Below are 11,856 nucleotides of genomic sequence, written 5' to 3'. Positions count from 1 at the left end.
CCTCTCATCTTCTCCGGTCACTTCTCATGTCCTTTTGGGCAAAGAGCGGGCAAGCGCAGTATCACGCTTGCCCGCTCTGTTTTTGAAAGCCGGTTTTTCTGCAGCCGACGCGGCAGGGCTGTTTGTTGTCTGTTGTCTTGGTTTTGGCTTTCCTGCCAGTTACTTCATAGATTCCAGAATGGCGTCCGCCAGTGCTTCCAGCTCAGTGCGCTTGTCCGTGCCCATGGACGAGGCGAGGCTGAGCCGCTCGTTGAGCACCGTCATGTTCTTAAGCTCATTGTTGACGAATTTCTGCATGAGGTCACCGGACTTCACCGCCCATGAGCCGTTTTCAATGATGGCAAAGGTGCGGTTTTGCAGATTCAGTGCCTTCATATCCATGAGGAAGTCATGCATGGCAGGGTAGATGCCGAGGTTGTAGGTCACAGAGGCCAGGACAATGTGACTGTACTTAAACGCCTCGGAGATCAGCTGGGAGACATGAGTGGAGGACACATCGTACATCGCCACCTTGCTCATGCCCTTATCGCAGAGCGACGTCGCCAGCGCCTGCGCCGCGTTCTCCGTGTTGCCGTACATAGAGGCGTAGACGATGAGCACGCCCTGGGTCTCAGGGGCATAGCGGCTCCATGTGTCGTACTTTTCAATGAACCAGCCCAGATCCTTGCGCCACACGGGGCCGTGGAGCGGGCAGATGTACTTGATCTGATCCAAAACGCCGCCGGCCTTTTTCAGCAGGAGCTGGATGTGGGGGCCGTACTTGCCCACGATGTTGGTGAGGTAACGGCGGGCGTCGTCCAGCCAGTCCCGCTCGAAGTCCACCTCGTCGGCGAACAGCTTGCCGTCCAGCGCGCCGAAGGTGCCGAAGGCGTCGGCGGAAAAGAGGACGCCGTCGGTGACGTCAAAGGTCACCATGGCCTCCGGCCAGTGAACCATAGGCGCGCCCACAAAGGTGACGGTGTGCTTGCCGAAGGAGAAGGTGTCGCCCTCCTTCACCTCGATGCACTCATGTCCGTCCACATGGAAGCCGAACTGCCGCATGAGCATGAATGCCTTCTCATTGGAGATCAGTTTCACCTTGGGATGGCGTAGCAGGATCTCCTCGATGCAGGCGGCGTGATCCGGCTCCAGATGGTTGACCAGCAGGTAGTCCAGCTCGCGGCCATCCAGCACATACGCCAGATTTTCCAAAAGCTGGCGGCAGGCAGACCAGTCCACCGTGTCAAAGAGCACCGTCTTTTCATCCAGCAGGCAGTAGGCGTTGTAGCTTACGCCCCGGGGAATGGGAAAGCAGTTTTCAAACAGGGCCAGGCGATGGTCGTTGGCGCCCACCCAGTAGAGGTCGTTCGTTACTTTACGCACGCAATACATCTTATCTTGCCTCCTTCACGGCCTCAAGCCTTTACAAATTGATCCTTCGTCTCCGCGCACTCGGGACACACCCACTCGGCGGGAAGCTGCTCAAAGAGCGTACCGGGCGCGATCTCGCCGTCCTCGTCGCCCAACTCCGGCACATACTCGTAGCCGCAGCCGCTGCAGACGTAGCGGTCGCCGATGGGGGCGGGCTTCGGCGGCGTGGGCCGCTTCATCTTTACCATGGGCGGCGCGGGCAGCTTTTCGCCGCTATCCAGCGCGGCAGTGAGCAGGGGCAGGATCTCCTCCACATCGCCCACGATGCCGTAGTCGCAGTTCTTGAAGATAGGCGCGTTACCGTTCTTATTGATGGCCACGATGGTGGAGGCGTCCTTGATGCCCTTAAGGTGCTGGGATGCGCCGGAGATGCCGCAGGCGATGTACAGATTGCCGGTGAACTTCTGACCGGACATACCCACATAGCGGTTCAGCGGCAGATATTTGAGAGTCTCCGCCACAGGGCGGGAAGAACCGATGGCCGCGCCGGCGGCCTTGGCCAGCGACTCTACCAGTTTCATGTTCTTTTTCTCCCCGATGCCCTTGCCCGCGGAGACCACCCGCTCCGCCTGCGGGATGGGCGTATCCATAGGGATGCCCACGGAGAAGTCGTGACCATCCTTCTTCAGCGCCGCCACAAGGTCGGCCACCTGCTGGGCAGCATCCCCCTCCCGGAAGATGGTCTTTTTGCGAATGCCGGTGATGGGCGCGGGTTTCTTGGCCGCCGAACGGCTCTCGCCGCCGGAGCTCTTGCCCAGCCTGCCCAACAGATGAGAGGCGATGACCACCCGCTGGATCTCGTTAGTGCCCTCGTAGAGGGTGGTGATCTTGGCGTCGCGGTAGGCCCGTTCCACCTCCATGCCCTTGAGGTAGCCGCTGCCGCCGTGGATCTGCAAGGCATCGTTGGTGACCTCCAGCGCGATGTCCGAGGCGTACATCTTCGCCATGGCGGACTCCATGCCGTAAGGTGCGTGCTGCTCCTTCAGCTCCGCCGCGGAGTAGATGAGGAACCGGGCGCAGCGCAGCTTGGTTGCCATATCTGCCAGCTTGAAGGCGATGCTCTGCTGGGCCGCGATGGGCTTGCCGAACTGGACGCGCTCCTTGGAATAGCTCAACGCGTGCTCAAACGCGCCCTGGGCGATGCCCAGCGCCTGCGCGGCGATGCCGATGCGTCCGCCGTCCAGCGTGGACATGGCAATCTTGAAGCCCTCACCCTCCTTGCCCAATAGGTTTTCCTTGGGAACCTTCACGTTGTTGAAGATCAGCTCCGCCGTGGAGGAGGAGCGAATACCCATCTTGTCATAGTGGTCGCCGAACTCAAAGCCCTTCCAGCCCTTCTCCACGATGAAAGCGGAGATGCCCCGGGTGCCGATGTCCGGCGTGGTGACGGCGAAAACCACATAGGTGTCCGCCTTAGGGGCGTTGGTAATGAAGATCTTGCCGCCGTTGAGGAGGTAGTAGTCCCCCTTATCCAGCGCTGTGGTCTCCGTGCCGCCGGCGTCGGATCCGGCGTTGGTCTCCGTAAGGCCGAAGGCGCCGATCTTCTCGCCCTTGGCCAGCGGAACCAGATATTTCTTCTTCTGCTCCTCGGTGCCATAGGCGAAAATGGGCCATGAGCCGAGGGAGACGTGGGCGGAGAGGATTACGCCCGTGCCGCCGTCCACACGGGCCAGCTCCTCCACCGCGATGGCGTAGCTCAGAGCATCAAGACCGGCACCGCCGTACTCCTTGGGGTAGGGAATGCCCATCCAGCCCAGCTTACCCAGCTTCTTGACAGCCTCCTCGGGAAACTCATTGTTCTGATCCATTAAAAATGCGAGTGGCTTGATCTCCTCCTCCGCAAAACTCCGGATCTTCGCGCGCAGCTCTTCGTGCGCCGACGTGGTTTGAAACAGCATACGGGTACCTCCTTTTAAAATTTTACAGCTTGCTTGTATCTTGGGGATCGGATCCGCCGGTCAGCAGCCTGCGCAGGCTCACGGCACGGAACGCCTCGTCCTGCTTTTGCTGCAAAGCCGCCAGCTGACAGTGGATGGCGCACCGCCCATGCTTGTCATGCCAGCGGCATTCATATCCCGGCTCCATGCAGGCGCACAGGATGCCCCGCTCCCCCACGACCCCCATGAGATCGTAGAGGGAGGTCGCGTCCAGATCGCAGGACAGCTCGCAGCCGCCGAGAGCGCCGCGGCTCACCCGCACCAAATTGCCGGCGGAGAGCTTGCGCAGAATCTGGTAGGCAAACTGATTGGGGATCAATTCCGTTTCCGACATCTCGGCCACCGAATGCTTCTCCCCGTCCATCAGCACCCGCAAAATGCGCAGCGCGTAGTCCGTCTCTTTGGTGATGATCATGCTCCACATCCTCTTTTCGCTTGCTTGTTAATACCATAATATCAATCTTGATAAATTTTGTCAAGATAGTTTCAAAAAAAATATCGCTTTATTACAGACCGCCCCAGCCCGGGTCAGCTTCGCTTTCCATTCAGCGAAAAGCCATGTCCCTTACAATTATAGAAGCCGAAAAAGCTGTGCCGTGGCAGTCCGCCGAAAGCAGAAAAGACTATGCCTGAAAACCAGAAAGCGGAGAAATTGGTTGGGGCTCGCAGGGGTCGCCCATCCAAGGCGGATGAGGCGATCCCTGACAAGCCTAAGCCATCCAACCGAAACAAGCAATAAAGTGCGTGCTTTTCATTTTATTTATGCCGATCATTCTTGGGAGACAGTAGAAAAATTTCCATTGTTATTGACATGATGTGCGTTACAGAGTAAAGTATTCGTCAAGACTGATTCGCAATAAAGAATATCATGGTCGTTCCGTGATCGAGGTCGTTATGATAAAAGGAAATGTAAAAATAGATCGCAAAAATCTCATCAGCATCCTGCAAAGCTGCCTTGTGCTGATTTTGGTGATCCTTGTCGCTCTGATGATGGTCGAGATCGGCAACCTGAAGGGCACGGCCCGCGTCATCAATTATGCCGGGCTGGTGCGCGGAGACACGCAGCGGGCGGTAAAGCTGGAGATTACAGGCACCCGAAACGATGAGTTGATCGCGTATTTAGACGATATCTTAAGCAATCTGACATCCGGAGAAGGGCACTACGAATTGGTAAAGCTCAAGGACGCGGCCTATCAGGAAAGGCTGGACAGCCAGCGTGCCTACTGGGAGCGGCTCAAGGCGGAGGTCGCGGCGGCCAGACATCGTGGATATGAGAACACCCAAATCGTTGCCATGAGCGAGACCTATTTTGAAATGGCGGACGAAACGGTGTCTGCCGCGGAACACTATTCAGAAAAGATCGCCATGAAGATCCGCACTATTGAGATCCTCTCGGCACTGGATATGCTGTGCCTGGTGATCCTGATCATGCTCCAGACCGCCATGGCACTGAAAATGGCCCGGAAAAACCAACTGCTGGAGCAGAAGGCATACATCGACATCCATACCGGCCTGCCCAACAAAGGCTCCTGCGAGGAGCTTCTCAACAACAGGGAAATTCTCCGGGAGCCTACGGCCTGCGTCATATTTGACCTGAACAATCTGAAAACCGTCAACGATACGAGGGGTCATTCGGCGGGTGACCAACTGATCCTGAGCTTTGCCCGGCTTTTACGCCGGGTGATCCCGGAAAAGCATTTCGTGGGCAGATACGGCGGCGACGAATTTATGGCGGTCATTTACCATACGGACCGGCAGGAGGTGGAGGGCATACTGGACAGTCTGCGCAGGGAAGCCGACGCTGCAAACCGTGACGGCAATCAGCTTCCTCTCAGCTACGCCTACGGTTGGGCGATCTCCGCCGATTATGAAGGCTGCATCATGCAAACGCTGCTGGACAAGGCCGACTATTGCATGTACGAAAATAAGCGAGCCTACTACGCCACCCACGACCGGAGAGCGCCCAGGTCATAAGGCTCTTTTCAAACGAAAAACAGCAAGAACGAATTCGTCGCCACTATTGCGAAAAAAGCCTGGCCTGACGAAGAAAGGACAGGGAGGCGGCACTGAACGTCCACGTCGCAGTTGTGATGGAGGTACTGAAGGCTGGTGGCAGCGTGCAGTTCATTAGCTTCGTTAGCTTTGAGGTGAAGGGGTGCGCTGCCCGATCTGCCGGTTCGATGGTTTGCTGTACAGGAAACTCACCAGCAGGTACTTTACGATGAACGCTGGGGCGAGGGGCGGACGACTATCTTCTTTGCTGCACAACTGCACCATTTTCTCATACACGGACGGTAGATCCAGCACTGCCTCACATTTCCGGAGGATGGTCTCCTGCTGCATTAGATACTCGATTAATCCGCCAAGCTGATCTGGCCATTGCTGTAACGATACATAGCTGCCCTCCAGGTACAAGGTTTTTGCTGGATTTTTTCCAGTTCTCTTGCTCCAATTATACCACAGATTGGCCTCTATGGATTGAAATATAAGGCTTTTTCTTTTATTCAGTGCATATTAAGTTAGGATGTGCAGTAGATGCTCCATTTTAGCGTTTATCTGGAGATTGCCAAAGGATAAATAGAAGCAGTATTATGATGAGCAGCTTGCCGCAGAAAAGCAGCGCACCGAGCGTGTGCCCAAGCGCATTTTGACCGAGGAAGAAATGTCGGCTCTGTCCGATCGGCTGATGCAGGGTAGTGCGGTTGGGTGACTTAGGAGAAAGAAAAAAGAGACCTCATCTCGTTGAAAATCAAATTTCAAAATCATTAAAGGAGCTATTCAAATGAAACGAAATCAGAATTTCGACCTTAATCACTCTCAAAAAGCGCTTTCCTGCCGCTACAACATGGACACCAACCGGGTGGAAACCCGATTTGAAGATGGCACAACCCTTTCCATTGATTGTATCGCCATTGAGGACGAGTACGGCAATACCCCGGCACAGCGAGCTGAACTTGATTGGCTGCTATACAACAATCCGCTGGAGTACGCACGGATGGTGCTGAGCGGGGAGATAGAGCACTACCTCACGCTCGGTTGTGACCATGGCAAACTGAAAGACTAACCTCTAAATAGGCCAAACAACCCGCTACTTGCAGTCGCTGCAAATGGCGGGTTGTTGGCTTATTTTAAGTTTTTCCTTTGCTCATAGTAGTGCAAAATCAATGGCCCAACGGTCAAAGAAATCACAAACATCAGGCAAATCTACTGGTTTCTTATAAATGTCGTTCTAAAATTCAATGGATTTTGCTATTTCTAGCACTTGTTTTTTTCGACACGAAAGTCGATTTAACCCTATATTTTATGTATCTCTCGATGATTTCAAGTTTGCCATTTTGGGGGCTTGATTATTGAGAAAATTCTAAATTCCAAAAAGGTCTATCATTTTCATCAATCGCATCGTTATTGAGAATAAGCACTGCACCACCACTTAACAGAGGAGGCAGCTGTAAATAGCTTATATTATTTATTGAGAAAATGAAACGCTATTGCAACAGTTGAATACTGTATATTTTATCAAATTGATACGGATCTGATAGCAACACCTTACCGTTTGATATCACAAGAATGCTTTCGCCTTCTTTAAGATACGACAACTGAAGATTTCCTTTCAAGTAGTTTGATACGCCATAAATTATATAATTGTCATCCGTATCATATAATTGATTTTTTGCAGTCGCATAAATACAATTGTTCTTCAGGTCAACTTCTTCAATTATAAGTTCCGATTTTTTTCTTCCGAATGTATTCGATTGAAATAGAATGCAGAGAACCACTGCCACAAATGCTATGCCAACCATAATCTTCCGTTTGCATTTCATTTTATCAACCTCTGTATGAAAGGAACAGCGTATAAAGCGATTGTGTTATTCTCAATGCCCCTGTATAAGAAGTTGGATATGAAGAACCATCAATTGTGCTTCCATCTTTATGGATTCCGATAGCTACATACCCAGCTCCAGAAATATATTCTACAAGAGGACCACCACTAAAGCCACCTGTCAAATCCCAATCGCCCTTGAGATATTTTGAAGTCTGACTTCTAATATACCCAGAAGATTTACACATCCGATATCTCGCATCGGCACCATTTATTTGGCTCGGATAGCCATAAGCATACACCAACTGTGATGATGAATAATTGCTAGACTGCCAATGTAACCCAAGCCATCCCGTTTTCGTTCCTAAATTATTCTTGAGCGTAATAATCGCCCAATCCTCCGAACTTGTTCCAGCAAGATAAGAATCACTAACAATCATCGAACTTGCCGATACATTTTCGCTTCCAAAAGGTTTACTATTATCAGATCGAGCAGGTGCGACATTTACCGACTTAACGTAGGCTTTTTCCTTTATACTGTATAGATTATGTGCTGCTGTTGCAAGTGCATTAGGCCCAATCATAAATCCAGAACCATAATTTGTCCCTCCATTATTGGTCGTTATCTGTAGGCATACCGTACTACAATATGGTGTTGCCGTTGGATTATCAACAACAGTGATATCATTGCTTCCGATAATCGCATACAGATCGGATAGATCAATATCCGAAATCTTTCCATTTGGAAAATAGCCTGCAGTTGTCTCTCCATCCGTGAAGGAATTGGTTTCAACTATAATTTCCTCTATAGATTCTTCTTTTGTATCAAAATCGTATCTATGGTATCTCTCGATATGAGATTTGCTTCCATCACTTTGATTATCTGCAAAAGCAGTCAGCCCAGAGTTAAGCTCCATTGAAGAAAGAGCCACAATCCCACTTGCTTTCAAAAAAATTCTACGAGATATTTTTTCACTAGCTATTTTAATTTTCCTTCTTTACTTTTAGAGTATACACAAGATTTCTTATACATCAGTTGCTCTGCATTGGAAACACCTCCGTAAAATTTTTCATACGTTAGAGCCATCCTTATTTTAGATTTCAACTTTTACTTTCGCAAAAAAATAAATACCACTGATTTTTTATCCAATAGCCGTGCTAAGATTTATCTCTATGGGATTCAACACATGCGTCTGCTGGCACAACCAAGCCCAATTGTTCACTGTAGTAGTAAACAAGTCGTCATAGTTGTTGTCATATGCAAAATCAAATGTGTCATGAACGGTAATCAAGTAATACATTATAGAATTACCAATCATGAAGCCTGTTCCAGAGGTGCTTACCCTATGCAATGCATAGAATAAATCTGCATTATCAGACTTTTGAATTGTAAAAGACCAACTTCCTCCACTAAAATCTTTCAAGCCACTATTAAGTACTTTGTTTTTATAATTATTAAAAACTGTTGTCGTGTTTAACTTGTCAAGCAATGGCGTCGAAGAATCCGTCACACTCTCAGAATAGTCAATATTATATACAGAGAATTCAACCATAAGAGCCGCACATTCATATCCCTTATCCCGTGCAATTTGCGCAGCTGCCAACCATGCAAGCTGTGTATTATTTAACAAATTTCCAGATGCACGTGTTTGATCTTCATCTTTCATCTTATCGATAAACTTATTTAATTCATCTATCGACATTCCCGAAAAATCAACATGATACTTATCATTCATGCTTTGAATAACAGGATTGCTAGCTTTACGGCTGCTTATGTTAGCAGCATAAGACACAGTATTTATCGAAAACAAAAAACACACTGAAAGAATTAATGATACGAACCTCTTCATAACGAACCTCCTTAAATTCTGTACTCTACTATATAAATTGTGTGCTTCTCATCATCCCAGACAACGAGACTAAAATTCACATCTTCAGAATGTAAAAGCAATGTATTCATTTCGGCTTCCGAGCGTAGTTCCTTATGCTGACTATTATCATAAAGAAAAAAATTTCCACTTGCAATTTCAGGAATCACAAAATCTAATCCAAAATATGACGACACATTTTTTAATATAGAAGATATGGTTGGAGAATCATTAATTTTCTCCCATGAATCGAGTTGATGAATAATTTTGGCTGCATCCACATCGTAGTATACCGCTAACATTATCCCATCATTTTGCAATCCGCCATAAGCCTCATATATCAACGATTCAGAGTATGTTGCTTTTCCAATTTTGAATTGTTTCAAATAATCTCGTTTTTCATATTTGCTTTTTCTTCCAAGCATAAAGCCCAAAAGCAAGCACAGTGCGACTATAGCTAGGTATCGGATAACTCGCGTTGGTCTCGCCTTTATAATTACCTCACACCTTTCTAACTTGCTGAAATATATAACAAACTCCACTTATCTACTGGTACTTCCGGTAATGGTTTCGCTCCGTCCATCGGAATAGCTAAAGGTCGCAGAATACTCAAGCCTATAAGATTTTCCGGGCTTAGTGTTAAAGCTACTGCTCACCATGCAGGTTGAGGTCGTGCTGCTGTTTGAGCAGCTACTTACTTTTTGCCATGTTCCAATTGTCCCCTTTTCATAGAGAACGCCTGAAACGCTGATTTTCTTTACTCCAGTTCGAGTCTGGGCATCAACCTGATAGTATGTTTGGTAAATAGATCCGTTGACCGTACTATCGCCTACATACCGTTCAGACTTTTCAGCGGCCATTGCGGTGCAGGCAAAGCTCAAGAGAATCACCGCTGAAACAACAATGGACAACAAACGCTTTTTCGACATAGACATACACCTCCGTTTTTTTGCTCCCATCAAGAGCCTTTGTATAATCAACGCAATTCGCATTCGCTTCGTTTCAATTTTCAGGAGAAAATTTTTCAAATTTTCCATCTTTGTAAGTTCAGACAAAAAGAAAGCCAGACATTTGTGAACTCTCACAAGTGTCCAGCTTTCTTAACGGATACCTTCCGCAATTTTCATAATCTCATCGTATGGAATGTTTCCCATAACGGTATGTGTAATCCCCCGATGTTCCCAACTTAGAGTATAAACATTCTTTCCATGTTCATCCGTACTGGTTCCAAGTACACCATCTGCTTCTCCGACCTTTACGGTTTCGTACACTGTATGCTCATTATCAAACAGGGACTGCTGCCCTGGCTGGATAATTGAGCAACGGACTGTGTAGCTTTCCTCTGTTTCTTTTGACGAGTAAACATGTAAAAAGTTTTCTGCTCGCTCAAATTTCTGCACATCGTCCATTTCAAAGCCGTTCGGCACATAATGGTCGCTGTATCCATCCGGGAGCCACTCCAGCGGTTCGCCATCCACCTGATAAGTCAGCTGCATCTCAATGGGCAGAAATTTTTGAATCATCGTATAGACTGCCCTGCGGAAATCAGCGCTGACCGCAAGAGCACCAACCGTCAGCATTACGAGTGTCAATGCCGCAATTAGTACTCGTTTCAACACTGGGTGGTGCTTTTTCTTCTTTAAGGCCTCTGTCATTCGTTCGTCCCATTGGGACGTATCTGGGTAGATTTCCTCAAACTGCTTTGGCGTTGGAAGCGAATCCAGTTCTCTTTGCGCATCTGCACGAAGTGCCATCATCAAAGCCGCATCAAATGAAATGTCTGTCCGCTCACTCATGGCTGTTCATCTCCTTCCATAATAGTTTTCGTCCTCGAAAGAGCCGTGTTCGTACCACTTCATCCGTTAATCCCAGCGATTTTGCAATCTCACGGTTTGTATATCCCATTGCCAAAAGGCGTAGCGGATCACGGTACATCGGTTTCATTTGGCCAATCAGTTCTGTTAGACGTTCAATGTTATCGGTGCTAACTGCTGCATCATCCGGCACCGGAGCGGCATCTGGTTCGTTTGGGACATCTTCCAGCAATTCTTCTCGTTGTTTGCGAAGCATATCATATGCACGGCTTCTACTACAACTAACGAGATAAGCAGCGAGTTCGTGACAGTTTTCTCGATGAATTTTAGAAAAATTTTTTGCAACGTACAAAAATACCTCTTGTAGCACATCCTCTGCCAGATACGAATCATCCATGATTTTGTAAGCGGTATGGTAAACCAGCCGTTTGTATGTATTGTACACCTCGGTAAAATCTTCTTCAAAGTTTCGATCATCAAGCACACTTAGATATAACGCAAGCAACGCAGTCACCTCTATTCACATTGATTGTGTGTAGTGTACCACGAACCAATAAAAATGTCGAATACAACCAACTTTTGAAAAGGAGCGTGATGCCATGACCCAACCCAAAACCGACCTTGCCTACCTCCGCAACGAAAAATCCAAAGCAGAACAGCAGCTGCGCTACTACCAGCACCGGGAGAAAATTCTGGAACACCAGATACCGGAGCTGACCCGCAAGGCCCGTGTGCATCGGCTGTGTACCCGTGCCGGAATGCTGGAAAGTTTTCTGATTGCGCCGGAAGAACTCACCAACGATCAGGTGATATTCCAAATAGTCAGAATTGCAATAGGTAACCTGAGCTGTTTTCAACTGCTACTGTGCCACATCAGAAGGTAGGGCTTCATAATGGCAAGATACTTATCGCGTGCAGAACTTTCGTGCATATGCTTCTTGAGAATCCATCTAGTGAATACCGACACCCTCCATGATCTTTTCTATCCAATTTGTGGAAGAATCATT

The 11,856-nt window shown here is 48.6% G+C and carries 13 protein-coding genes; 3 read left to right on the top strand and 10 right to left on the bottom strand.

Features of this window, described 5'->3' with window-relative positions; translation table 11 throughout:
* Positions 1-159 precede the first annotated feature (159 nt).
* The 3 genes from WMO17_RS08050 to WMO17_RS08040 are packed head-to-tail and all read right to left on the bottom strand — an operon-like array spanning position 160 to position 3,771.
* On the bottom strand, positions 160-1,371 hold the full coding sequence (locus tag WMO17_RS08050) for an FprA family A-type flavoprotein (RefSeq protein ID WP_349137850.1): 1,212 nt from the start codon (positions 1,369-1,371) through the stop codon (positions 160-162).
* 23 nt (positions 1,372-1,394) lie between these two features.
* Entirely contained in the window at positions 1,395-3,308 is a 1,914-nt protein-coding gene (locus tag WMO17_RS08045; RefSeq protein ID WP_005946387.1) for an acyl-CoA dehydrogenase family protein, read from the bottom strand.
* 22 nt (positions 3,309-3,330) lie between these two features.
* Positions 3,331-3,771 carry an Rrf2 family transcriptional regulator gene (locus WMO17_RS08040; protein ID WP_181567127.1) on the bottom strand — a complete coding sequence of 147 codons (441 nt, stop codon included), beginning with the start codon at positions 3,769-3,771 and terminating at the stop codon, positions 3,331-3,333.
* Positions 3,772-4,241: 470 nt separating this feature from the next.
* On the opposite strand from WMO17_RS08040, the gene WMO17_RS08035 reads away from it, so the two are divergent.
* Entirely contained in the window at positions 4,242-5,321 is a 1,080-nt protein-coding gene (locus WMO17_RS08035) for a GGDEF domain-containing protein (protein WP_349137849.1), read from the top strand.
* 162 nt (positions 5,322-5,483) lie between these two features.
* Here the strand turns inward: WMO17_RS08035 and WMO17_RS13240 are convergent, their stop codons facing one another.
* Positions 5,484-5,690 carry a transposase gene (locus WMO17_RS13240; protein WP_470295127.1) on the bottom strand — a complete coding sequence of 69 codons (207 nt, stop codon included), beginning with the start codon at positions 5,688-5,690 and terminating at the stop codon, positions 5,484-5,486.
* A 439-nt stretch (positions 5,691-6,129) separates the two neighbouring features.
* Here WMO17_RS13240 and WMO17_RS08030 point away from each other — a divergent pair, with 439 nt between their 5' ends.
* Positions 6,130-6,411 carry a DUF6061 family protein gene (locus tag WMO17_RS08030; protein ID WP_112091635.1) on the top strand — a complete coding sequence of 94 codons (282 nt, stop codon included), beginning with the start codon at positions 6,130-6,132 and terminating at the stop codon, positions 6,409-6,411.
* Between the two features lie 761 nt (positions 6,412-7,172).
* Here WMO17_RS08030 and WMO17_RS08025 read toward each other — a convergent pair.
* The 6 genes from WMO17_RS08025 to WMO17_RS08000 all read right to left on the bottom strand — a co-directional run bounded on the left by WMO17_RS08025 (position 7,173) and on the right by WMO17_RS08000 (position 11,363).
* Positions 7,173-8,099, bottom strand: coding sequence for a trypsin-like serine peptidase (locus WMO17_RS08025; RefSeq protein WP_005924705.1), 927 nt, complete (start codon positions 8,097-8,099; stop codon positions 7,173-7,175).
* 210 nt (positions 8,100-8,309) lie between these two features.
* The gene (locus WMO17_RS08020; RefSeq protein ID WP_015536562.1) at positions 8,310-9,017 is read right to left on the bottom strand and encodes a hypothetical protein; all 708 of its coding nucleotides are present in this window, start codon (positions 9,015-9,017) and stop codon (positions 8,310-8,312) included.
* Positions 9,018-9,028: 11 nt separating this feature from the next.
* Positions 9,029-9,421: a hypothetical protein gene (locus WMO17_RS08015; protein WP_223383318.1), complete on the bottom strand. Its 393-nt coding sequence runs from the start codon at positions 9,419-9,421 to the stop codon at positions 9,029-9,031.
* A 156-nt stretch (positions 9,422-9,577) separates the two neighbouring features.
* Entirely contained in the window at positions 9,578-9,964 is a 387-nt protein-coding gene (locus tag WMO17_RS08010) for a hypothetical protein (protein ID WP_223383317.1), read from the bottom strand.
* Between the two features lie 171 nt (positions 9,965-10,135).
* Entirely contained in the window at positions 10,136-10,831 is a 696-nt protein-coding gene (locus WMO17_RS08005) for a DUF4367 domain-containing protein (protein WP_005924698.1), read from the bottom strand.
* On the bottom strand, positions 10,824-11,363 hold the full coding sequence (locus WMO17_RS08000; RefSeq protein WP_223383315.1) for an RNA polymerase sigma factor: 540 nt from the start codon (positions 11,361-11,363) through the stop codon (positions 10,824-10,826). The genes WMO17_RS08005 and WMO17_RS08000 overlap by 8 nt, the downstream gene beginning before the upstream one ends.
* Positions 11,364-11,448: 85 nt before the next feature.
* On the opposite strand from WMO17_RS08000, the gene WMO17_RS07995 reads away from it, so the two are divergent.
* Positions 11,449-11,733, top strand: a complete 285-nt coding sequence (locus WMO17_RS07995; protein ID WP_349137848.1) for a DUF3847 domain-containing protein — start codon at positions 11,449-11,451, stop codon at positions 11,731-11,733.
* Positions 11,734-11,856 lie beyond the last annotated feature (123 nt).

Source organism: Faecalibacterium faecis (assembly GCF_040096475.1).
GTDB lineage: Bacteria > Bacillota > Clostridia > Oscillospirales > Ruminococcaceae > Faecalibacterium > Faecalibacterium taiwanense.
The sequence above is the reverse complement of the archived record's forward strand: the minus strand, read 5'-3'. Positions and strand labels throughout refer to the sequence as shown.